The organism is Caballeronia concitans (genome assembly GCF_001544615.1).
Taxonomy (GTDB): Bacteria; Pseudomonadota; Gammaproteobacteria; order Burkholderiales; family Burkholderiaceae; genus Caballeronia; species Caballeronia concitans.
On record NZ_FCNV02000002.1, the window covers coordinates 542996 to 565991 of the forward strand.

The window sequence follows — 22996 nt, forward strand, 5'->3', positions numbered from 1 at the left end:
GAATCAGGCTGCCAGTTCGATAACGAGGTTGAGATCACGATCGACGCGCGCGACGTGCGACGCCTTCAGCACCGCGCAACTGCTGTGCTCTTCGATCACGGCCGGCCCTTCGATGCTCGCGCCCACCGGAATCTCGGTGCGGGCGAACACGGGCAGCGTGCGCACGTTGCCGTCGAAATACACGTCGCGGGTGCGCGTGGGCGCGGGCGTCGCGCCGCCGTTGCGTTGAGCCGCCGCGCCGCGCCAGCCGGTCGACGTGACGAGTTGCAGCCGCACGTTGGCGACGACGATCGGCTTGTCCTTGCTCACGAAGTTCCATTGCCGCAGATGCGCCGCCTCGAAGCCCGCCGCGAGCGCGTCGCAGACGCCTTGCGTGTCGTCCTGCACTTCCACGGTGATGACATCGGGCTGGCCGGCGTAGCGGCAATCCGCGAGACGCACGACCTTCACGCCGTCCGCATCGACGCCGTGGCGCGCAAGCTCTTCCATGCCCTGCGTGCGCAGGTCGTCGAGCGCGCGGCTGAGCGTGGCGTCGTCGATCTTCGCGAGATCGCTTTCGAGCGGACGCTGATAGTCGTATTGCTGATCGGCGACGGTCATGCCGAACGCGCTGAACAGCCCCGGCAGCGGCGGAATGACGACGCGGCGAATGCCCATTTCCTGCGCGAGATCGACCGCGTGCACCGGGCCCGCGCCGCCGTAGCAGATATAGCTGAACTCGCGCGGATCGTAGCCGCGCTCGACGGTCATGATGCGAATGGCCTGCGCCATCAGCGCGTTCGCGACCGAGCGCACCACTTGCGCCGCTTCCGGCACGGAAAGGCCGAGCGGCTTCGCGATCACGTCGTCGACGACGCGCCATGCGGCCTTCGCATCGAGCTTGAATTCGCCGCCCAGGAAGCTGTCCGGATCGATATAGCCGAGCACGAGATTGCAGTCGGTGACGGTCGGGCGCGTGCCGCCGCGTCCGTAGCACGCGGGACCGGGGTCGGCCGCCGCGCTTTCCGGTCCGATGCGCACGCCGCCGCCCGCATCGATCCACACGATGGAGCCGCCGCCCGCGCCGACCGAATCGATATCGATGCTCGGCGAGCGCACCGTGTACGTGTGCAGCACGCTCTTGTTGCGCAGTTCGGGGCGGAAGTCGCGGATGAGCGAGACATCGAACGTGGTGCCGCCCATGTCGCCGAGAATCGCGTTCTTCAGTTCGCTCTTCTCGCAGTTGCGGATCGCCGCCGATACGCCGCCCGCCGGGCCCGATTCGAGCAGCACGATGGGACGGTCCGCGACCATCGCCGGGCTGGCGAGACCGCCGTTCGATTGCATGAAGAGGAACTTGCCCGCGAAGCCCAATTGCGCGAGCGCGTTGATGAGCCGGCCGATGTATCGGCCGCAGACCGGGCCGAGCATCGCGTTGATGACGGTGGAACTCGCGCGCTCGTACTCCATCGCTTCGGGATTGACTTCGTGCGATGCGCAAATGAAGCGGTCCGGCAGGAGGCGCCGCAGCGTATCGACGGCTTCGCGTTCGTGCTGCGGATTCACGTGCGCGTGCAGCAGACACACGGCGACGGCTTCGACATCGGAATCGCGAATCTGCGCGGCGATGGCTTCGAGTTGGGCGTGATCGAGCGGCGTCGCGACGGTGCCGTCGTAACGCATGCGCTCGGTCACTTCGAGCCGCCAGCGGCGTTCGACGAGCGGACGCGGATTGTCGAAGAGCAGGTCGTAGAGATCGGCGCGGTCGTGGCGCGAAACGCGGCGCAGTTCGAGAATGTCGCGAAAGCCGTGCGTGGTGACGAGCGCGGTTTTCGCGCCGGTGCCTTCGACGACCATGTTGGTCGCCATCGTCGTGCCATGTCCGAGGAAGGACACGTCCGTGCTCGCCGCGCCCGACAGTTCGAGAATCTTGCGGAAGCCTTCCACCGTGCCGACAACGCGATCCTTCGGCGTCGTGGGAACCTTGGTCGACCAGATGCGGCCCGTTTCGTCATCCACCATGACGACGTCGGTGAAGGTGCCGCCGACATCGATACCGATTCGTTTCAATTGCGTCTCCATGTGCGTTGCGTTCTTTGCGCCCGATGCGCCCGTTGCGGCTATGATCGTGCCGCTCAGGGGCCAGGCATCGACGGAACCAGTGTAGAGACGCGCGCCCCGCCCGGATAATGAAACCTTCGGATCAGGTGAGTCAGTGGAGTTATATCGGTGATAACCAGTATCGACGCGATCCTGCGGCGCTTGCGCGGGAACCACGTGGCGCTCCTGATCGCGCTCGACGATCACGGGTCGCTTCGCAAGGCCGCGCAGCAGGTCTCGCTTTCGCAGCCCGCGACGACGAAATCCCTGCGCGAAATCGAAGCGATGTTCGGCGCGGAGCTGTTCGCGCGTTCGCCGCGCGGCATCGTGGCGAACGAGCTGGGACGCTGTGTGATCCGGCATGCGCGCGCGGTGCGATCGGAGATCGGCGCATTGCGCGACGAACTCGCGGCGATCATGCGCGGCGGCGGCGGCACGCTCGCCATCGGCGCGGTGATGGGTTCGGTGCCCGTGTGGCTCACGCCGATCCTGCGATCGCTGCGTGAAGTGCAGCCGGACATTTCAGTCGAAGTGTGGGAGGACAACAGCGCGCGGCTCTTGTCGATGCTCGATCAGCGTCTGCTCGATCTCGTGATCGGCAGGCCGAGCATCAGCGTGCATCCGGATGCTTACGATTTCGTGCCGCTCGAAGCCGAGGAAGTGTGCTTCGTGGTGGATGGCGGCGATGCGCTCGCGAACGTGGAGCGCATCGAACTCGCGGATCTCGCGGACAATCCGTGGATCGTGCCGCAAGCCGCGCTGCCCATGCGCTCGCTGCTGGAGCAACTCTTCGATGACAGGCAGCTGCCGTTTCCGCGCTATGCAATCGAGACGTCATCGACATTCGCGACGCTCGCGCTGCTGCGCTCGGGAAACGGCACGGTCGGGCTCGTGCCGATGAAGGTTGCGCGGTACTTCGAGGAGCACGGGCTCGTTGCCGTGCTGCCGATCAAGATCGAGCGGCGCGGGCCGCCCTACGGCATCGCGACGCGGCGTGGCGCGACCCTGACACAGCCGGTGCAAAGGTTCATCGATCTCTGTCTCGCCAAGCGCAACGAGGAAGCCTGATCTAAGCCTTTTCACCCGCCCATTGCTGGCGAATCATCTCGAGCATGCGGCCCCACTCGTAGTCCACGCTATCGGGCTGCATCCGCAGAACGCCCGCGCCCGGCGTGAATGTCAGTTCACCGAAGTAAATCTTGTCTCTCAGCGAATACAGATCGACGCGCACATATTCGAAGTCGCGTGCGAGCGCGCCCGCCGTCTCCAGCAACGCATCGAGATTCTCGGGACGCGGCACCGGCGTTTCGCTCGGCTTGTAGTGGCCGAAGCGGATGTTCTGCACGTTCCAGTTCGCATCGAACGTGTCGCCGTGCGGAATGGCGCCGAACCGATCCGAAATCACCAGGATATAGATGGTCTGCTTGCCCGACTTCTCGTTGAACACATGGAACTTGAGATCGGGCGGAACGGTGCCGGTATCGTCGAGCAGCAATTCTTCGAAAAAGATGCGCGGCTTGATCGCACGATAATGCCGCTCCCGCGCAATGCGATAAAAATCGGTCGTCAGCCATTCTTGCGCCAATTGCGAAAGCTCTTCGAAAGACGTCGTCGATTTGTCGCGGACAACTTTAACGAAACCGCTGCCGTGATTTGCTTTCATGACGAAAGCCTTCGGCAATTCGTCAAATACGGTTTTAGTAAATACTGAAGGTGCTGCGAGCAGCGGAATCAGGTATTGCGGCCCGATTTTCCGGGCGATGTAGTCGCGCACCGCCAGTTTGTCGCTCAAATCGACATAACGCGGATCAGGATGCAGGCAGCGCCGAAGGATTTGCTCGTTGAACGTCAAAGGACGCCGCAAATTAGGGAATCGCCCGATGCGCCTGCGATGAACGAAGCTCAGGAACACATCGTCCGGCAACCACACCTTTGCGCTGTCAAAGAGCCGTTTCGAAAGCGACATCCGGTATTCTCCGTATGACTATTGTGTAATAGTGGTCGTGATTCAAGCCCCGTTTCGTGAGCGAGCGCCTGTGGTCGTGCACCGGTTGGTGGACTGAAATCGTCCCAAGTCAGCGATGCCGCGACCGTGCGGCAGCCCACACTACTCACGCAAAAGACTTGCCTGCCTATTTTGGTTGTATTAAGCGGCTGGCAAAGCGCCGCTTCTCGTAAAACGAGCGTAGCAGACGGTCAACGGTGAGCGGAGCGCGTTTCCCCACGCTCGCGAGTAAATTTTTTTTAGCTTGACACTTTCGCAAGCAAGGCAAAGTCCCGATTATCACGGAATGCGAATCGTTTTTACGAAACGCATTCGAACGTTCGCGAATCCTTCGATGCCGGCTCTGCGCAACTTTAATCGGCAGGATCGCCGAAGAGATCCGGCGTGGCGTCGTTCGCCGGATGTCTCGGCTGGAATGCGCCGCCGCGCACCTGCTCCAGCATGTCCGGCGGAAGCCAGGTCTCTTCCATCGCGCTGATGCCACGCTCGATCATCTGCTGCAGGAAAAACGACTGCTTGTGTCCCGTTACTTCTGCCAATAGCCGCAATCGCTGCTCGATCGCCGGCTCGACACGTACCGCGACCACCTTCAACTTGTTTTCGGCGGTCCTTCTCACCTTCTGCTCCCAGTTCATTGCCGATGCTTCGCGCCGCATCGCGACGCGCACGAAGCGGTGCTTCTACCACGATGTCTCGCTGCGGTGCAATGCTTTTGTGAGGCAGGGTAAGAATTCCGCGATGCACTTTGTCTGGGTTGCAAGCCGCATCGTCCATTCTTACGAAGATGCAGCGCGCGCGTCGGCGTTATGAAGGTTGTTTGCCAGCTTGCCGCATGGATTGCACGAATAGACATTCCTCACAGAAATGGATTGATTGCGACTGCTTAAGCGTCCCTTAAGCTCGCCGCCCGCAGCCTTCCGTTGAGTCCGCCCGCTCGCGACAGCGGACGACGGCAGCCGCTTCGGAGATGTCCATGCGAAACCGAATACCATTGGCCTCGAACGCCGCGCCCGAGTCGATCGGGGAGACGACGGCATGAGCTTGCATTCCGTTCCGATTCCGCTTTGGGTGGTCATTGCGCTGTGCTGCGCGTCGTCGTTGTACGCGACGCTCGTGGCGCTCGTTCATCCTGGATGGCGCGCGTCGGCCCGGACGTCGCGCGTCGATGGCGACGAAGCACGCGAAACCGTCCACGCGCCGGTCAGCGTGCTCAAGCCGTTATGCGGCGCAGAGCCGCGCCTCTACGCGAATCTCGAGACGTTCTGCAATCAGACGCATCCGTCGTATCAATTGCTGTTCGGCGTCGCGAGCGCGTCGGACCCGGCGGCGCGCATCGTACGAACGCTGATGCGCAATTATCCGCAGCTCGATATCGAACTCGTGATCGATGCCACGCCGCACGGCAGCAACCGCAAGGTGAGCAATCTCATCAGCCTCGCGGCGCGCGCACGTCACGACGCGCTCGTGATCGCCGACAGCGATATTGCCGTTCAGCCGGACTACCTCACGCGCGTCACCGCGCCGCTCGCCGATGCGAAGGTCGGCGTGGTTACGTGTCTTTATCGGGGGCGCCGTGTCGGCGGTTTCTGGGCGCGCATGGGCGTGCTGTTCATCGACAAGTGGTTCGCGCCTTCGGTGTATCTGGCGAACGCGCTCGATGTCGATGCCTTCGGCTTCGGCGCGACCATCGCCGTGCGGCGCGAGGCGTTGTCGAAAAGCGGCGGCTTCGAAGCGCTGCGCGACATGCTTGCCGACGACTATCGGCTTTCGGAGCGCGTGCGCGCGCTGGGTCTGCGCACCGTGCTGTCCGACGTGGTGGTCACGACGGATGTGACCGAGCGCGGCCTCGGCGCGCTATGGCAACGCGAGACGCGCTGGCTTCGCACCATCCGTTCGGTCAATCCGTCGGGGTTCGCCTCGCTGTGCATCACCATCACGACGCCCTGGCTCCTGACGAGCGGATTGCTGGGCTTGCACCTCGATTCGAGCGGTGCGGACTTCACGCAATCGGTGGCGGACACCATCGTCGATCTGAGCACATCGTTCGGATTGAGCGCACGCTTGCTGTTGCACTGGCGCACCGCGCGATCGATGCGCGCGTTCTGGCGCGACTTGCCGCTCATCCCTTTGCGCGACGCGCTGCTCATGCTCGAATGGTGCGCGGCGTGTTTCGGGTCGAGCGTGCTGTGGCGCGGCTCGCGCGTTCCCGTCGATGATTCGGGCGCGGCGAACCGCGTGCGCGAACAGAATTCTCCAGCCGTCGCCGATACAGGCGATGCATCCGACATTCACTAGCCAGTTTCCCTTGATCGCCAACGAGATCGCATCATGATGCAAACGCTCTTTCTGCAAGCGCCGTCGTTCGACGGCTTCGACGGCGGCGCCGGCTCGCGTTATCAGGCCAAGCGCGAAATCCGCTCGTTCTGGTATCCGACGTGGCTCGCGCAGCCCGCCGCGCTCATTCCCGGCAGCCGCGTGATCGATGCGCCCGCCGATGGCCTCTCCGTGGAAGCCACGCTCGACATCGCCGCGCAATACGAACTGGTCATCATCCATACGAGCACGCCTTCCTTCTCGACCGATGCGCTCTTCGCGCAGCATTTGAAAGCGCGCGCGCCGTCGATTCGCATCGGCATGGTGGGCGCGAAGGTGGCCGTCGATCCGCACAACTCGCTCGCAGCCAGCGACGCCATCGACTTCGTGTGCCGCGAAGAGTTCGACTTCACGTGCAAGGAAATCGCCGAGGGCAGACCTTACGCGTCCATTCAGGGGCTTTCGTATCGCTTGCCGGACGGGTCCATCGAACACAACGCGGCGCGCCCGGTCCTCGAAAACATGGACGAATTGCCGTTCGTCGCGCCCGTCTACAAGCGCGACCTGAAGATCGAGAACTACTTCATCGGCTATCTGAACTATCCGTATGTATCGATCTATACGGGCCGTGGCTGCCGTTCGCGCTGCACGTTCTGCCTGTGGCCGCAGACGGTGGGCGGGCATCGGTATCGCGTGCGCTCCGTGGAGAACGTGCTGGAAGAAGTGAAGTGGATTCGCGACAACATGCCCGAAGTGAAAGAGATCATGTTCGACGACGACACCTTCACCGACTTCAAGCCGCGCGTCGAGGAAATCGCGCGCGGTCTCGGCAAGCTGGGCGTCACGTGGTCGTGCAATGCGAAGGCCAACGTGCCCTATTCCACGCTCAAGATCATGAAGGAAAACGGCTTGCGCCTTCTGCTCGTCGGCTATGAATCGGGCGATGACCAGATTCTGCTCAACATCAAGAAGGGCCTGCGCACCGACATCGCGCGACGCTTCGCCGAAGACTGCCGCAAGCTCAATATCAAGGTGCATGGCACGTTCATTCTCGGTCTGCCCGGCGAGACGCGGGAGACGATCGAGAAGACCATTCAGTACGCGAAGGAAATCAATCCGCATACGATCCAGGTGTCGCTCGCCGCGCCGTATCCGGGCACGACGCTGTATGCGCAAGCGGTCGAGAACGGCTGGCTCGAAGAGAACAAGGTGATCAATCTCGTCAGCAAGGAAGGCGTGCAGCTCGCGGCCATCGGCTATCCGCATCTTCCGCGCGAGGACATTTATCACGAGCTGGAACGCTTCTATAAGCGCTTTTACTTCCGGCCGTCGAAGATATGGGAGATCGTGCGCGAGATGCTCACGAGCTGGGACATGATGAAGCGCCGCCTGCGCGAAGGCGTCGAGTTCTTCCGGTTCCTGCACGCGCACGAGGCGCATTGACGTGCGCGGCTTGATCGTCACGGCCGATGACTTCGGCCTGCATGAGCATGTGAACGAAGCGGTCGAAGTCGCGCATCGTCAGGGCGTGCTGGACTGCGCGAGCCTGATGGTGAGCGGCGCCGCCGCGCGCGATGCGGTGGATCGCGCGCGCAGGCTTCCGCGCTTGCGCGTGGGCTTGCATATCGTGCTGGCCGATGGATTATCGACGTCGCCGGTCCGTGAAATCCCCGCACTCGTCGATGCGAACGGCCGCTTCGGCGACCGCATGGTGCGCGACGGCGTGCGCTTCTTCTTTCTGCCGCATGTCCGACGTCAGTTGCGACACGAAATCCGCGCGCAATTCGAAGCGTTCGCCGCGACGGGTCTCGAGCTCGATCACGTCAACGCGCACAAGCACTTTCATCTTCATCCCACGGTGCTTTCGCTGATACTCGACATCGGCAAGGAGTTCGGCATGCGCGCGATGCGTCTGCCGCGCGAGTTGGGCGGACCCGCGCTGCTTGCGCCGTGGACCGCGTGGATGAAGGCGCAATTGAAACGCGAAGGCATTGCGCATAACGACTGGGTCGCGGGCATCGCGGCCACGGGCCGCATGGATGAAGCGACGATGCTCGATGTGCTCGCGCGATCGCCCGAAGGCGTGCTCGAGCTGTACAGCCATCCTGCCGTCAGCGACGACACACCGATCACCGCATCGATGCGCGACTATCGCCACGCGGACGAACTCGCGGCGCTGTGCTCGCCGCGCGTGCGGCAAGCCATTGCCGCCACCGGCGCACGGCGTGGAGCGTTCTCCGACGTCCTGGCCTTCGCATGATGTCGCTCATCAAACGACTCGCGTGGCTGCGCTGGCCGATCGCCGTGGCGTTGTTGATCGCGCTCGCGCTGCATGAAGGCATCTTCGAAGCGCTCGCGCTCATCAAGCGTGCGGGGCCTGTTCTGCTATGGCTCATTCCGCTTCACGCGCTGCCGCTCCTGCTCGATGCGCGCGCGTGGCAAGTGCTGCTTCGCGATCGCCTGCCGCTGACAACGCTTTGGTGGATCGCGGTCGTGCGCGAAGCAGTCGGACGCCTGCTGCCCGTGCTCGGGATCGGCGGCGAGCTGATCGGCATCCGGCTTGCGGCGCGGTATATGAGCGATGTCGGCGTCGTGAGCGCGTCGGTCATCGTCGAAACGCTCGTGACGATGGCCGTGCAATACGCGCTCGCCATGCTTGGACTCGCGTGCCTCTACATGACGCTCGGTCATGCAGACGGCCTGTCCGCGATCATCGCGTGGGGACTCGCCATGTCCTTGCCGATTGCCGTCTGTGCGTTCGTGGTTGCGCATCGCGGCGCACCGTTTCATCGGCTGGAAGCAATGGCGTGCCGATGGATCGGCGAGTCGCACCAGCTCGTCGCAAAGCTCGACGGCAAGCGTCTGGACGCCGAAATCCGTTCGCTTTTGCAACGCACATCGCGATGCGCGTCGGCGTTCGCATGGCAGCTGGCGGGCTATGTGCTGGGCGCATCGGAGATCTATTTCGGACTCGCGATGCTCGGGCATCCGGTATCCATCGCCGGCGCGATAGCGATCGAAGCGCTGACGCAGTGCGTGCGCAACGCGTTCTTCATCATGCCGGCGGGACTCGGCGTGCAGGAGGCGACCATCGTGACCGTGTCGGCGGCGCTCGGCATCGATCGTGAAGCGGCGCTGTCTCTGGCGCTGCTTCGGCGCGCACGCGAGTTCATCTGGGGCGGCATCGCGCTCACGCTTCTGCGCTTGCTGGGCGCGGCCGATGTCAAAGAGCGTTCAGGCGCGCCGGCCGGGCTGCCGTGATTATCGAGTCGTCAAGATACCGACACGCCAAGCAGATGGCCGACGCCGAACGTGAACGCCGCGGCGGCGAGTCCGATCAGAATCTGACGCACGGCGGAGAAAGCCGCGCCGCGGCCATTGAAAAGCGACGTGAACATGCCGATCGCGGCGAGCGCGAGGATGCTCAGCGCAACGCATTGAAGGATGGCGGACCTGCCTGAAGACCACAGAAAGGGCATTGCAGGAAACACGGCGCCCGCCGAAAACAGAAGAAACGACACCGCCGCCGCTGACCACGGATTGCCGCCGAGTTCGGCCGGATCGAGACCGAGTTCTTCGCGGGTCAAGGCATCGAGCGCCTTGTCCTTGTCGCGCATGATCTGCGCCGCCACGCGGCTGGCTTCATCGCCGTCGAGCCCTTTCGCGCGATAGATCATGCGAAGCTCGTGCTCCTCCGCTTCGGGCGTATGCTCGAGTTCATCGGCTTCCTTTTGAATCTGCGTCCTCGCGAGTTCGCGCGCGTTGGTCACGGACAACCACTCGCCGAGCGCCATCGAGCATGCGCCGGCAATGATGCCCGCGAGCGCCGTCAACAAGATGGACTTGTTCTGCGCGCCCGCGCCGGCCACGCCCATGATCAGGCAGAAGTTCGACACGAGTCCGTCGTTCGCGCCGAGCACCGCCGCACGAAGATCGTTGCCCGACGATACGCCGCGGTGCCACGACTCCGCATTCGCGATCTCATCGCCTTTGGTGGCCGAAGGCCTGCCTTCGTTGGCCAGCGACTGCACGACGCTGGCATGCCGATTTTCATCGGCTGACATCGTGGCCGTATCGGGATTGCCCGCGTACTTGTTGCGGTCGGCGAACTCGGCTGCCGCAAGCGACGGAAGCACGAAGCGCGGACCGAACACGTGAACGAGTCCTTTCATCAGGACCGTCTTGAAGCTCGGTCCCTTGCGAACGCGCTGATGATTCGCACTGAGCTTGTCCGCCCACACCTGTGCGTGTTGCTTCTCAGAGGCGGCGAGTTCATCGAACAGGCGCTTGCGATCAGCGCGCTTTTCCACACGCGCAAGCGTCTCGTAGAGTTCCGCGCTATGCAGTTCATCGGCGAGATTCAACCGATACCGTCGCAATTCCTGCTTCGATGCCATATCCGTTTTCCGTCGGACGAGACACACGACTGTAGCGCGAGGCTCGCACGCGCGCCGCATAAACCCTCAAGTCCGCGATGACCGGGAATGGCAATAATTTGCATTCGTGTGCTCAGTCGCTTGAATGCATGAAACGTGCGACCGAGAGGCGCAACGATGCGCGCCTTAAGCAAATCTTCAGCACCGTCGGATAGACTCGGGGGCCCGTGTACGCCGAGTCATCCTTTCGAGGCAGCCATGAAACGCGATACCGTAGCGATCATTCGGGCACACCTGAAGACCGCTTGCGTTGCAGCGATGCTCATTCAGATCGTGGAACTCGTGAGCATTCAGATTGGGGGAACGAGCGAAACGGTGTTCGAGACGCTGCGGTTCAGGCTGGTGGCGGGTTCGATCATCGTTTTATTCGTTGTGCTCATGCGCGTGGCCAGCTATTTTGCGTATGTCGAACCCATGTACCGACGTTCCCCCGAAACACAGCGATTCCTGATTCGCATGCATCATCGCTTCACGGGCCGCGAAATGCCGGGCTGAGCCACTACTGCTGGAATATTCACGATGCAACACGACAAACACCCCTCCACGCTTTCCAACGCTGCAACGCGCATTGCCGCCGGCGACGACAGAACGTCTTACGACCGCATTTCAATCGCGCTTCACTGGCTCACCGTCGTGCTCGTGCTGGCCCAGTTCGCGTTATCGCAAGTCTGGGGCTTCTTCCCGCGTCCGACACGGCACGTTCTGATCGTCACGCACATGTCGTTCGGCATCTTGCTGACGGCGGTGATCGTCATGCGAATCGTGTGGCGTCTGTCGCCGGGACATCAGGCGCCGGTCGCATCGTCCGGATGGGTGGAGCTTGCCGCCAAGGCCGTCCACTATCTGCTTTATGTCCTGCTGGCTGCGGAAGCCGTGCTCGGGTTCGTGCTGCGCTGGTCCGGCAATGAAGCGATGAGCTTCTTCGGTTTGCTGATCGCCCCGCCGTTCGCGCCGTTCAGCAAGGCGGCGCATCACACCATTGGCGAAGCGCACGAGTTCATCGGATGGGCGATCATCGTGCTGGCCGCCGCGCACGCGGCAGCCGCGATGTTCCATCACTTCGTCGTGCGTGATGCCGTGCTGACACGCATGCTGCCCGGATTGAAGCGGCGCTGAATCGCGCCTGGTTCAAGCCTCGACGCTGTCCGTCTCGCGCGCAGGCGCACTCGCAACGTGCGCGCGCTGGCCTGCGGTCCAGTATTCGGTCCGCACGCCGATGTCATCGGAGACGAACGGGCCGCCGCGCGTGGCCCGATAATGCGCGAGCGCCTTGTACACGAGCGTTTGCCCGAGCAGCACGATCGGCACGTTGAGCAGCACCATGACGATGTTCATCAGGTCCGACAGCGCCCACAGGTTCGGCAGCTCGAGTCCCGCGAGCACGGTCAGCGCGCCGAACGGCACGAACACGAGCGATCCCACCACGCGAATGCCGGTAATGAAACGCTGGCTGCGTGAAATGAAGTTCGCGGATATTTCGGCGAACGAGATCATGCCGAGCAGCGTCGTGAATGCGAAGAGCCCGTAGCAGACGCACATCACGATGCGAATGACATTGCCCGCCCACACCGGCACGAGCGCTTCGACCGACGCGAGATACACCGTGATCTTCGACGCGCGCACCGACTCCCACGCCTGACCATCCACGGTGCCGGTCCATACGTGCGCCATCACCACGATGAAGCCCGTCATCGTGCAGATGACCATGGTGTCGAAGAACACGCCGAGACTTTGCACGAAGCCTTGCTCGCAGGGGTGATCATTGTCGGCGATTGCGGCCGCCATCGTGATGGTGCCCTGCCCCGCTTCGTTCGACATCAGCCCGCGTTTGACGCCTTGCGCGAGCGCGGTGCCGATGGCGCCGCCGAACAGCGCATGCGGCGCGAACGCACCGACGACGACCTCATGGAAGAAGTACGGAATCAGCGGCAAGTTGATGCCGATGATGACGAGCGACATCACGCAGAAGAGCGTCGCCTTGATGGGCACGAGCACGTCGGTATAGGCGGTCACGCGGCGAATGCCGCCCATGATGATGAACGCACACGCGAGCACGAGGCCTGCCGCGATGACGTAATAGACCGTCGATTGCCGCGCGAGATGCGTGCCCGCGACCGTATCGGCGATGGTGCCGATGGCCGTGAACACGTTGAACGTTTGCGGCGGAACGTTGAATAAAGCGTAGACGATGAACACGAGCGACAGGAACGTGCCGACGAAGCGCCGTCCGCCGAGAATGCGTCGTCCATAGAAGGGCAGGCCGCCTACGAATTCGTTCTGCTTCCTTTCCTTGAAGAGCTGCGCGAGCGTCGATTCCATGAAGGCCGTCGCCATGCCGAAGAACGCGGCGACCCACATCCAGAAGAGCGCACCCGGCCCGCCGACTGAAATCGCGCCCGTGATGCCGACGATGTTCCCCGGCCCCGCGCGCATCGCAAGTCCGAGCATGAACGATGCAAGCGCGCTGACGCCCGTGCTCGACGACTGTTTGCGCAGCATGATGCGCACGATCTTGCGGATGTTCATCGTCTGGATGAAGCGCGTGCGGATGCTGAAGTGAATGCCGACGCCGACGAGCAGCAGGATCGCGAATGGAAACTGCCCGAGCACGGGAATGCGCGAGTACGCTTTGATGTTGGTGGGAAAGTCCCAGAGGAAGTCGGAGACAGGCGCGATGAACGCGAAGAATGCGTTCACGGATCGGAAAAGGTCATCCACGCTGGGCCTTTCTGTGTTGCTTCGAGCTGCTTACAGCAGGCATTCGAATTTGGGATATGAATAGCGCACGCGAAAACGCGCGGGCGGCTATTATACGGCCCTCTTTCCGCTACTCGTTCTTGTCTCCGCCACCGCTTTCGAAGCACACGATCATCCCGTGACATCGCGCTGTTCGAGCGCACGAATCCGGCGTTCCACTTCGCCCGGATCCTTCTATTCCGCGAGATACGACTCCCGGCGCTTGCACTCGGCTGCGGTGAACCACATGTCGATGAGGCAGAAGATATACGCAATCATGATGGGTCGCTCCACGTTCGTCATACCGCGGCCCGTGTGACGAGCCGCGGCGCACATCAACTTACTCAGCGGGATCGAAGGCCGCGAAAACATCCGTGCCGCAATGAAGCGTCCGGCGACGCAGACCCGCAAGCGCCGCGCCGAGACGTTCGCCCTGCGCCTCGCTGACCATCCCGGTCAAGAGCTTCTCGAAGCGCGGTTCATCGATGCCGGACACGATGTACTGCCAGCGATACGCATCCAGCACGCCGGCATGCACGCGCGCCTCCTCGTCCTCGGACAACGCGCGATCGAGCAGCGCGAGGAAGCACTGCGCATCGGCGACGGCTTGTGCCTGCAGCATGCCGTCGATCGCGCCGACGAGATCGATGAGATCGCCGATGGCATCGTCACGCTCTTTACCGTCGATGCGACTGTCCTCGCGCATCCATTCCAGTTCATCGATGATCGCGTGCTGCGACTCCTCCTTCCAGTGAAACAGGAAGATGTCCTTGAAGAGCGGCGACATGCTGCCGTCGGTCTCCATGCTCTCGCGATAGTGCACCTGCGTGACGATTTCGACGCAACAGGTCAACGCGAGAATCGCCCATGTCGATTTGGTGAGAACGAACGCGGCGACGTCGTCGGCATTCGCGATGAAGCGGTAGCCATACGGCATGACGTCGGCGGCCAGCGCCTCGACGCGCCTAAAGAGTTCCTGGTGCTTCAGTTCTTCGTCGGTGAATCGCACGATCGCTTCGAACGCGGTCTGATCGGAAAGCGCATGGTCGCGCCCGACGTCCATCATCTTCGCGCCGATGAAACGTTCGATGAGCCCGAACATGTTTGCGTACGTGCGGCCCTGAATCTGCGACATCAGAAGCCGCTCGGCGGATTCGAGGAACGGCAGACGTTCGATTTCCGTGAGGCCGTCGGGCATGAATTTGTGCGATGGGTCGAAGCGGCGTCCGCGCAAGACGTCGCGGTCGATGTCCCATCGGATGCGCCGCGAAACTTCGATGCATCGCGCATAACGTTGCTGGGCGGTGGGCTGGGGAACGGCGTTCATGTGAGCTCCAGTGAACCTGTGCGTTGATGAAAACGACGGGTCGCTAGAGAAAGGGCTGCATTGCGTCACCGTCTGGAAACCATTCTCCGAAGACGGCGCGTGGCATACATGAGGCGGGTGTCCCGGTCGGCACCGGGACTCGAGCGCGCAATGGCCGTTAAGCGGGACACGTGTCCCGGTCGAGGACGTTGCCGGGTTGGTCAGCGTCCGGCCGACGGCTGCGCATCGAAGCCCGCGCGCCTGGCGAGCACGATGGCCTGCGCGCGGTTCTCCACTTCGAGCTTCGAGAAGATGCTCGTGATGTGATTGCGCACGGTCTTCTCCGAAAGCGCGAGGCGCGCGGCGATCTGCGCGTTGTCGCGTCCGCCCGCCAGCAATTCGACGATATCGCGCTCGCGCGGCGTGAGGGTCGCGAATGCGGGATCGGCAGTCACCGACGCGGGCAGGAAGCCGTGCACTTCTTCGCGCCAGCGCGTCCAGGCCGGTTCGCCTTCGAGCACGAGATGGTTGTCGCTTTCGAGCGGCACGAAGCGCGCACCGGGAATGTTCCCGGCAAGCAGGCGGCTTTCTTCGAAGGGCACGCGCGCGTCGCCGCTCGAATGCAGAACGAGCGTCGGGCACTGCACCAGCGGCAGCAGATCGACCACGTCGATACGATTGAACACACGCATGATGCGCGCCGCGTTGACGGGCGTCGTGGTCAGACGTTCCAGCTCGTTGAACCAGTGATGCTGCTCGGGCGTGCCGCCCGGGATGAACTGCGTCGTGAAGAACTGCCGGAACGCCGGATTGTGCTTGCCCCAGCCGAGTTCCGCGAGGCGCACGAGCATTTCGGCCTCTTCGCACTCGGCGGCGCTGCGTGCGCGAATCAGGCGTCCGCGAGCGTAGCCGCCGTGCAGCACGAGATGACTCACGCGCTCAGGATGCTTCACCGCGTAAGCCACCGCGATCGACGCGCCTTGCGAGATGCCGAGCAGCGGAAAACGCGCGATGCCGCATGCGTCGACGACGGTTTCGAGGTCCCGCAGCCAGGCATCGAACGAGATGTCGGCGACGTCGCGGTCGGAGAGTCCGCAGCCGCGCTGGTCGTATCGGATGAGGGTGTATCGGCTGCAAAGCTCCAGCATCAGATGGCTCCAGACCGGGCTCATGAAGTCCAGTTCCAGATGACTGAGCCAGTTGGCGGCCTTGATGAGGGGCGCGCCCGAGCCGCACGCCGCATAAGCGATGCGCGCGCCGTCGCTCGCCGTGCACAGGCGGATATGCTGGCGGGGCGGGGCTGGACGGGGGGCCATCGGAGCGAAAGTATGTATGGAGTACGTACCTATGCGGGCTCGACAGGGCGCGGCTTTCGAGCGTTCCTATGCTCGCGCGTTATGGAATTGAAAGTCAAGAGGCTGCAAATGTAGGGCGGGATGTTGCGGTCGTCGGGTTCGCTGTTCAGTGACGCATTGCGGCTTAACGAGGAGCCTCCGGATGTACCACCGCCAGGTCCAGTCCCGCTCCCGCGTTACCATACGTCCACACGACACACAGAACGAAGGTCATGAGGCGCGGAGACAGCTCATCCACGGCGCAGCGCGATTGCCGCCACCACGACGAGTCCGCCCAAACCAGGACGATAACGCGTGAACCAACGTGACGACCGAAGCGAAGCGCTCACCCGAAGCAACACCGACAGCATCTCTCACCCACGTACCGGGCCGACGCCGAACGACACGTCGTCCGTCACGCACGACCCGAATCCATTGCCCGCGCGCTCGCTCGCGGTGGCCTTGTCGCTTGGCAGCGCCATCGCGCTGGGCTTCGCACGCTTCGCGTACGCGCTGCTGCTGCCGCCGATGAAGCAGGACCTCGCCTGGAACTTCGCCCAGGCCGGCGCGATGAACACGGCCAACGCGCTCGGCTACCTGCTCGGCGCGCTGGCCTTCGCACGCTTGTCCCGTCGATGGGCATCGGAGTCGTTGTTCGTCGCCGGCTGCGTCGCGACGGCCGTACTGATGGCGTGCAGCGGAGCCGTCATCCATACCGACGCCCTGCTCCTCTTGCGCGTCGCCACCGGCGCCGCGAGCGCGCTCGTCTTCGTCAGCGGCGGCGTGCTGGCGGCACGGCTCGCGTCGCTTTCGCCGCGCCAGGCAGGACTCGTCATCGGCCTGTATTACGGCGGCACGGGATGGGGCATCGTGATGTCGTCGATCCTCGTGCCGCTCACCGTCGCGCCCGGCCCGCACGGCTGGCGCTTCGCCTGGTTCGCCCTCGCCGCGGCATGTGCCGCTTGTTCGATCATCGGCGTGGCAGCGGCGCGGCGCATCGAGCGCGAGCATCCGATCGCATCGCCGAGTCGCACGCCGGACGGCGCGCACGGACACGCGGTCCCACGACGACGCTTCGCCCTCGCGCTCGCAGGATACGCGTGCTTCGGCATCGGTTATATCGGCTACATGACGTTCATCGTCGCGCTGCTGCGAAACGCGGGCATGAGCGATGCCGTCGTCATCGGCTTCTATACGCTGCTCGGCGTTGCGACGATCGTTTCCGCACGGATGTGGTCGGGCCTGCTCGATCGCATGCGCGGCGGTCAGGCGCTCGCCATCCTCAATGCGTTGCTCGCCGTGGCGACGGTCATCCCCGCCGTCGTCGCGCATCCGCTTGCAGCGTTCGCGTCGGGCGTGTTGTTCGGCGCGACATTCCTGTCCGCCGTTGCATCGACGACAGCGTTCGTGCGGCACAACTTCCCCGCGAGCCAGTGGGGAAGCGGGATCAATGCGTTCACCATCGTCTTTGCGTTCGGGCAGATCGTCGGGCCGACGGTCATCGGGCGCGTGTCCGACAGCGCCGGGCTCACGCGCGGCCTCGTTTATTCCGCGCTCATACTGGCAGTCGGAGCGGCGCTGGCGGCGTGCCAGAAGCCGTTGAAAGACACCGACGTGAAGGAATGAATGGATTCGTTCGGCATCCGAATCAATTACGAAGTCATAGCCCCCTGCTCCACGCGCCTCATGCTCCGGATCGAGTCTTCTTCAGTTTGACCAGAACGTGCGCACAGAAGGCGTCGGCGACCACACGATTGACCGTGAGAATGTTCTCTGCGCTCAACGATTCGCGCGACAGTCCCTGCTTTTCGATCAGCCGCTGCGGGATCAGCTGACTCACGAACGAGTGGCACAGGTCCTTGCGCAGTTGCGAATCCGCCGCTTCGAATAGCTCGCGGCCCGCACGAATCTCCTCGCTCATCTTGGCTCGCGCGGAGTCGTTTTGCGCCTGTATCGTCGCTTCGAGCTGCGCCTGTGCGGACTCGCGTTCGCGGCGGCTCTTCTTGTCGTCCTCGAGCTGTCTCGCCTTGATCGCGGCCATCTTGCGGTCCGCTTCGCCGATACGGTAATTGCCTTCGAGCGCCTTGAAGAGATAGCCGCGCGGACTGACGGTGACCTTGCCTTCGTTCAGCTTGAACCGCGTGTATTCGATCGCCTGCTCCAGACGCTCGTCCGTCCAAACCTCGCGATTCTTTGCGAGGCGCTCGAAGTCGGGCGTATCGAACGCGAATTCGTTGTGCAGCAGCAGGTACATCGAATCCTGAATGCCCGCGCGCGCCGCGTCCGCGCCCTGCTTCTTGGTGAATCGAAAGCGGATCTTGAGCTTGTCGCGCGTGACGCGATCGGCGTTGGCCTCCCAACTGACATCGAAATCCGACACTTCGTTTAGCTGGTCGATGGCCGGCTCGAGAAAGCGCTTCTTGAACTCCTTGACCTCTTTCCGCGATTCACCGACCTTTCCCGGCCATTCGAGCACTTCGTCGAACGGAAACCACTCGGTGACGCCGTGGCCCTCGCACGGAATCAGGCGATCGTAAATGGCTCGCGCAAGCGAAAGAGAGAAAGCAGTCGACGCGCGCAAACTCAGCCAATGCGCCTTGTACGGGCTGATCAAATACTTGATGACGCGGCCCGATAGCAGAACGCAGACAACATTGCGCTCGATATAGCAGTCGCCAAGCAGGCTGATCGTTCCCCAGGAGTCTTTCTCGGTGAGTTCTTCGATCGACGGCGCGGTCATAATTTCGACGCGTGCCCGCGCCGCGGCCCGCATCTGCGCGATCAGGTGGCTGTGGTTGCGGCTGTCGTAGCGCATGAGCCACTTGAAGTAGTTCACGTCGGCCGTGAACGTATAGACCTTGTCGTCGATCAGCTCGTCCGGCGCCTTCGTCGCCACGATGAAGTAAGCGGCGTCGAGTACGCGACGCGCGGCGATGCCGAGTCCGCCTACGCGCGTGAAGATGTTGTTTCTGAGGAAGCCGATGTCACGCGTCGCCTCGGAGATAGCCGTGCCTTGCCCGGACATGTCTTCGTAAATGTCGAGCGCAAGCTGCTGAGGGGTGACGGTGAGATCCTGGTTTTCCATTCTTCTATTCGCAACGGTCCCCGGCACTCTAACAGCCAAGAAAAGTGTGTCAACACAAAAACCGCCCCGGGCTGAGTGAGACTTCGGCAGCACAAAAACCGTCCCAGCCGACGGCCCGCGGCCCAAATTCCGCCCCTTCCGTCACAACAACCGTCTGGTCCCGCCCAACTTCCGGCGGGGCCAGCACAAAAACCGCCCCAGTCCGCCCAAAAACCGCCTCTATCCACAGGGCTTCTCGTTGATTTCAAACAGAAATCGCGTCGCTGTTAGTTGGTGGGTGTGTCGAAGTTTACAAAAAACAGAACGAACCAAGACACCGCGGCAACATAATTCGCGCACTGACGACAAAGGTAACAGCCTGATTTAAAAGCGGAATTCTGGGTCCGAAACGGCGAGCACAAAAACCGCCCGGGGGTGGTTTTTGTGCTCGATTTCGTTCGCTGCCTAGTGCTGCTTTCTCGATGCCGATGAAACTTACGAAGACGTGGACCGCTAGGTCAAACGTCGCTGCCAAAAAACGCTACAACCGCTTGAAAACTGAGATATTTCAGCGCTATGCAACCCTGTTTACGCGTATTCGTGTATTCTGCGCTTCAGCGTCAATACATGGAGAAAGCGCAGAATGGCCAACGTAGGCAGCCTACCTATGGAAGACCGCAAGGTCTCTCTTCGCGAGGTCGCGGAATTCGCGGACAACCTCGAGCCGTTTTCCGATAACTTAAGAGAACAGATTCTCGCGCCCCGTCCGCGCAAGACCGCTCCGATCTACACCATCAGCGAACTCGCGGAGATGTGCAACCTGACGCGCCAGCAGATTCAATATCTGGTGACGAAAGGCGAAGGCGGATTGCCGGCGGGCACACTGAACGGTAACGGGCGCAGCCGCACGTTCACGCTGCCCGAAGTGCGCGTCTGGGTGAAGATGGCCTCGGACATCTATCAGACCCGCCTCGAAGACGGTCAGGGCGACTTCAAGGGAAAGGTGCTGACGACGGCGCAACTGAAAGGCGGGTCGGCCAAGACTACAACGACCGTTTGTCTCGCACAAGCGCTGACGCTGCTGGGTCGAAAGGTGCTGCTCATCGACCTCGACCCGCAGGCTTCCGCTTCGGAGTTGTGCGGACTCTACGCCGAGAAGGAAATCTCCGGGGACGACACCGTGCTCCCCTATATCTACGACCAGAACGTCGAAGGCGGGTTGGGCGCAAGCGTTCAGTCGACGTACTGGGACGGCCTCGACATCATTCCCGGTCACACCTTCCTTTACGGTGCGGAGTTCCTGCTTCCGGCGCGGCAGAAGACGATTCAAGGATACCGATTCTGGGCCGTTCTTCGCCAAGGCCTCGAACCGCTGCGTGCTCAATATGATTACATCTTGATCGATACGTCGCCGTCGCTGTCGTATATGAACTTGAATGCGCTTCTCGCTGCGGACGCGCTCGTCATGCCGATGATTCCCGAGAATCTCGACTTCATCAGTTCGCTGGCGTTTTGGCGGTTATTCTCCGACGTCGCCGAAGATTTCCTGCCGTACGAAGAGGACAAGGTCTACGACTTCATTTCGATCCTGCTGTCGAAGGTGGACTACGGCAAGACGTCGTCGGCACCGGTCGTTCGCCAGTGGGCTCAGAGCGCATACGGTCGATGGCTCGACCCCTTCGAAATCCCGGCCAGCTCGGTGATGAGCGGCGGTGCGTTGTCCTTCTCGACCGCGCTTGACGTCGTGAGCACGCATTCGACAGCGAAGTCGCTTCAGCGTGTCCGACAACCGATGATGCAATACGCCAAGTGGCTCGACGACATGTTCGTCAAATCCTGGAGGGAAGCGGCATGAGTAACAACATTCGCGAACAACTCATGGCCAAGACGGCCAACCTTCCCAAGCCGGCGGATTTCAAAGGCGATAAGAAGGATCGCTCGAGTCGCGGACCCCAGACGATGCCCGGCATCACGAGCGCGCTGGCAGCGGCGCAGTTGCGCATTCAGGAGCTGGAGTCCAAGGGTGTCGAGACGGAGATTCCGCTCGATGCTATCGCACCTAACCCGTGGCAGCCGCGTCGGCAATTCAACGAGGCGAAGCTGTCTGAACTGGCGCGGTCGATCGATGAGGTCGGTCTGCTTCAGGCGGTGACCGTACGGCGCATCGGCGAGACGTTCCAACTTGTTGCCGGCGAGCGACGGTTCCGGGCCCATAAGCTTATCAACAAGGAATCGATCCGAGCGGTCGTGATCGATTGCACGGATCAGGATATGGCTGCACTGGCGCTGATGGAAAACGTCACCCGCGACGACCTGTCCGACTATGAAATCGCGATTGCGATTCGACGGGCCGAGGCGGAGTTTCCCAACCGGACGCGGCTGGCTGAAGCAATGGGGATCTCTCGTAGCGACTTGTACCGGTTTCTGGCCTTCGATTCGCTGCCCGATTTTGTCAAGCGGGACCTCGACTTGACGCCGTCGGTACTTGGCGCCTCTTCGGCTCAGGACGTTGTGAACGCGCTCAAGAAGGCGGGTGAAGCAGGCCTCAAGGCGCTTCATGAATTGTGGCCGCAGGTGTTGTCCGGTGACCTGGTTCAGACGAAGCTCGCCGCGAGCTTGAACGCGCAGGTGAGCAGAGGTGAGTCTGCAACTGATGCTGGCGGTCGCAGCATTCTGAAGATTTTCGCCGGGAAGGTGCAGGCCGGCAGTATCACGAAGGATGTGAAAGGACTGACGTTCAAGTTCAAGGCTGGGGTCGTGACCGAGGAACAGGAGAACCAACTCAGAGAGCATATTGGGAAGATGTTCTCGATACGCTCGGAATAATCGTCATTAACCCGCGCGAGCGGGTTTTTTTATGCCTGTAGTTTGATGGGCCAACAGTTCAGAGGTGCGGCCGCAGGAGTGTCCGAATTCGGACGGTACAAAGCTGTTGACGCGATCGTGCGCCTGTTCCGCCGGCAGTGCCATAAGGGCTGGAATTGTTCTCGATAAGTTTCCCGGTGATCGTTGGACCCCTCGGAATGGTGCCTAGTGTTCGAATTCGGACACCGACCGTCAACGGGCGCAACGCTTCGACAGCGCTGCCAACCTCTAACTACGTTGTTGACGTTGCTGAGTTCAGACAGATGCGCGGGAGCAGCGATATGCACCTGGTGCGGAGGGTCCCGCCCCGGTAGTCCGGCACTGGTCGTCGTGACCTCCGGGGTGGCAAGCACGCCGACCACTTTGCCCGAATGCCGAAATGACAGCGCGAAAAGCGGGCATCAGCAGTCGTCGTTTGTCGGAATATCTTTCCGGCGACGTGACAGCGTCCGAATTCGGACACCTAGCGAGCAACGGCGGGGTCTTGCACTGGCATCGAAACGCGCTCGTAAGACCGCGCGGACCTAAGTTGGTGGGGCGCGATGCATCCTCGTTGCCGCCATGATGATCGCAGGCCGCGGAGATCACGAGCCCTTAACGATCCCTGCCCGATTGGAACGCGCGGTCCGAGACTGGAAGCGCCCGCAGTTAGCACGCCCTGCGGTGGTGATGCGGCGACTGCCGTTACGTGTAGTCCTGCACCGCATGGACCTATGCGATCGGAAGAGCAGTGCCGGTCAATCCTCAACTATTTGTCCGCAGGTGTTGGTCGGCTATATGAGGCAAGTGCCCTGCGCCGTCTGTGCTTGGGTAGGCAAAGTTGCGGGGAGCCAGTGTCCGAATTCGGACACCCGCTGT

18 protein-coding genes are annotated in these 22996 nt (G+C 62.2%); 10 read left to right on the forward strand and 8 right to left on the reverse strand.

The window, feature by feature from the left end; translation table 11 throughout:
• Positions 1–3: 3 nt before the first annotated feature.
• A complete protein-coding gene (locus AWB72_RS08620; protein WP_040050850.1) occupies positions 4–2049 on the reverse strand; it encodes a hydantoinase/oxoprolinase family protein in 2046 nt (681 codons plus the stop codon).
• A 159-nt stretch (positions 2050–2208) separates the two neighbouring features.
• Between AWB72_RS08620 and AWB72_RS08625 the strand changes: the two genes are divergently transcribed.
• Positions 2209–3147: a LysR family transcriptional regulator gene (locus tag AWB72_RS08625; RefSeq protein WP_040050704.1), complete on the forward strand. Its 939-nt coding sequence runs from the start codon at positions 2209–2211 to the stop codon at positions 3145–3147.
• A gap of 1 nt (position 3148) precedes the next feature.
• Here AWB72_RS08625 and AWB72_RS08630 read toward each other — a convergent pair whose 3' ends face one another.
• Positions 3149–4045: an ATP-grasp fold amidoligase family protein gene (locus tag AWB72_RS08630; RefSeq protein ID WP_052449897.1), complete on the reverse strand. Its 897-nt coding sequence runs from the start codon at positions 4043–4045 to the stop codon at positions 3149–3151.
• Between the two features lie 392 nt (positions 4046–4437).
• Positions 4438–4701, reverse strand: a complete 264-nt coding sequence (locus AWB72_RS08635; RefSeq protein ID WP_040050852.1) for a YlcI/YnfO family protein — start codon at positions 4699–4701, stop codon at positions 4438–4440.
• A gap of 418 nt (positions 4702–5119) precedes the next feature.
• Here AWB72_RS08635 and hpnI point away from each other — a divergent pair, with 418 nt between their 5' ends.
• From hpnI to AWB72_RS08655, 4 genes are read left to right on the forward strand one after another with little or no spacing between them, the layout of a single operon-like run.
• Entirely contained in the window at positions 5120–6379 is a 1260-nt protein-coding gene (gene hpnI, locus AWB72_RS08640) for a bacteriohopanetetrol glucosamine biosynthesis glycosyltransferase HpnI (RefSeq protein WP_040050705.1), read from the forward strand.
• Positions 6380–6415: 36 nt separating this feature from the next.
• Positions 6416–7840, forward strand: coding sequence for a hopanoid biosynthesis associated radical SAM protein HpnJ (gene hpnJ, locus AWB72_RS08645; protein WP_040050853.1), 1425 nt, complete (start codon positions 6416–6418; stop codon positions 7838–7840).
• A 1-nt stretch (position 7841) separates the two neighbouring features.
• On the forward strand, positions 7842–8657 hold the full coding sequence (gene hpnK / locus AWB72_RS08650) for a hopanoid biosynthesis-associated protein HpnK (protein ID WP_040050706.1): 816 nt from the start codon (positions 7842–7844) through the stop codon (positions 8655–8657).
• Positions 8654–9658, forward strand: coding sequence for a lysylphosphatidylglycerol synthase domain-containing protein (locus AWB72_RS08655; RefSeq protein WP_040050854.1), 1005 nt, complete (start codon positions 8654–8656; stop codon positions 9656–9658). Before hpnK ends, AWB72_RS08655 begins: the two co-directional genes overlap by 4 nt.
• An 11-nt stretch (positions 9659–9669) precedes the next feature.
• On the opposite strand, the gene AWB72_RS08660 is transcribed toward AWB72_RS08655, so the two are convergent.
• Complete coding sequence (locus tag AWB72_RS08660; RefSeq protein ID WP_040050707.1) at positions 9670–10794, reverse strand: VIT1/CCC1 transporter family protein; 1125 nt, start codon at positions 10792–10794, stop codon at positions 9670–9672.
• A gap of 237 nt (positions 10795–11031) precedes the next feature.
• Here AWB72_RS08660 and AWB72_RS08665 point away from each other — a divergent pair, with 237 nt between their 5' ends.
• Both AWB72_RS08665 and AWB72_RS08670 read left to right on the forward strand, forming a co-directional pair.
• Positions 11032–11328 carry a hypothetical protein gene (locus AWB72_RS08665; protein WP_040050708.1) on the forward strand — a complete coding sequence of 99 codons (297 nt, stop codon included), beginning with the start codon at positions 11032–11034 and terminating at the stop codon, positions 11326–11328.
• Between the two features lie 24 nt (positions 11329–11352).
• The gene (locus AWB72_RS08670) at positions 11353–11949 is read left to right on the forward strand and encodes a cytochrome b (protein ID WP_040050709.1); all 597 of its coding nucleotides are present in this window, start codon (positions 11353–11355) and stop codon (positions 11947–11949) included.
• Between the two features lie 12 nt (positions 11950–11961).
• Here the strand turns inward: AWB72_RS08670 and AWB72_RS08675 are convergent, their stop codons facing one another.
• The 3 genes from AWB72_RS08675 to AWB72_RS08685 form a co-directional block, all read right to left on the reverse strand.
• A complete protein-coding gene (locus AWB72_RS08675) occupies positions 11962–13530 on the reverse strand; it encodes an alanine/glycine:cation symporter family protein (RefSeq protein ID WP_244285563.1) in 1569 nt (522 codons plus the stop codon).
• A gap of 379 nt (positions 13531–13909) precedes the next feature.
• Positions 13910–14896: a hypothetical protein gene (locus AWB72_RS08680; protein WP_052449898.1), complete on the reverse strand. Its 987-nt coding sequence runs from the start codon at positions 14894–14896 to the stop codon at positions 13910–13912.
• A 200-nt stretch (positions 14897–15096) separates the two neighbouring features.
• Positions 15097–16191, reverse strand: coding sequence for an alpha/beta fold hydrolase (locus AWB72_RS08685; protein ID WP_040050711.1), 1095 nt, complete (start codon positions 16189–16191; stop codon positions 15097–15099).
• A 333-nt stretch (positions 16192–16524) separates the two neighbouring features.
• Here AWB72_RS08685 and AWB72_RS08690 point away from each other — a divergent pair, with 333 nt between their 5' ends.
• Positions 16525–17835: a YbfB/YjiJ family MFS transporter gene (locus AWB72_RS08690; RefSeq protein ID WP_374728873.1), complete on the forward strand. Its 1311-nt coding sequence runs from the start codon at positions 16525–16527 to the stop codon at positions 17833–17835.
• Between the two features lie 58 nt (positions 17836–17893).
• On the opposite strand, the gene AWB72_RS08695 is transcribed toward AWB72_RS08690, so the two are convergent.
• Positions 17894–19294, reverse strand: a complete 1401-nt coding sequence (locus tag AWB72_RS08695; RefSeq protein ID WP_040050712.1) for a replication initiation protein — start codon at positions 19292–19294, stop codon at positions 17894–17896.
• Between the two features lie 622 nt (positions 19295–19916).
• Here AWB72_RS08695 and AWB72_RS08700 point away from each other — a divergent pair.
• Complete coding sequence (locus AWB72_RS08700) at positions 19917–21128, forward strand: ParA family protein (protein WP_040050713.1); 1212 nt, start codon at positions 19917–19919, stop codon at positions 21126–21128.
• A complete protein-coding gene (locus AWB72_RS08705) occupies positions 21125–22099 on the forward strand; it encodes a ParB/RepB/Spo0J family partition protein (RefSeq protein WP_040050714.1) in 975 nt (324 codons plus the stop codon). The genes AWB72_RS08700 and AWB72_RS08705 overlap by 4 nt, the downstream gene beginning before the upstream one ends.
• Positions 22100–22996: the final 897 nt, after the last annotated feature.

Coding starts and splice junctions, on each gene's coding strand:
- AWB72_RS08670 (WP_040050709.1), top strand. CDS start 11,353: ATGCAACACGACAAACACCCCTCCACGCTTTCCAACGCTGCAACGCGC.
- hpnI (WP_040050705.1), top strand. CDS start 5,120: ATGAGCTTGCATTCCGTTCCGATTCCGCTTTGGGTGGTCATTGCGCTG.
- AWB72_RS08700 (WP_040050713.1), top strand. CDS start 19,917: ATGGCCAACGTAGGCAGCCTACCTATGGAAGACCGCAAGGTCTCTCTT.
- AWB72_RS08660 (WP_040050707.1), bottom strand. CDS start 10,794: ATGGCATCGAAGCAGGAATTGCGACGGTATCGGTTGAATCTCGCCGAT.
- AWB72_RS08655 (WP_040050854.1), top strand. CDS start 8,654: ATGATGTCGCTCATCAAACGACTCGCGTGGCTGCGCTGGCCGATCGCC.
- AWB72_RS08665 (WP_040050708.1), top strand. CDS start 11,032: ATGAAACGCGATACCGTAGCGATCATTCGGGCACACCTGAAGACCGCT.
- AWB72_RS08705 (WP_040050714.1), top strand. CDS start 21,125: ATGAGTAACAACATTCGCGAACAACTCATGGCCAAGACGGCCAACCTT.
- AWB72_RS08630 (WP_052449897.1), bottom strand. CDS start 4,045: ATGTCGCTTTCGAAACGGCTCTTTGACAGCGCAAAGGTGTGGTTGCCG.
- AWB72_RS08680 (WP_052449898.1), bottom strand. CDS start 14,896: ATGAACGCCGTTCCCCAGCCCACCGCCCAGCAACGTTATGCGCGATGC.
- hpnJ (WP_040050853.1), top strand. CDS start 6,416: ATGCAAACGCTCTTTCTGCAAGCGCCGTCGTTCGACGGCTTCGACGGC.
- AWB72_RS08695 (WP_040050712.1), bottom strand. CDS start 19,294: ATGGAAAACCAGGATCTCACCGTCACCCCTCAGCAGCTTGCGCTCGAC.
- AWB72_RS08685 (WP_040050711.1), bottom strand. CDS start 16,191: ATGGCCCCCCGTCCAGCCCCGCCCCGCCAGCATATCCGCCTGTGCACG.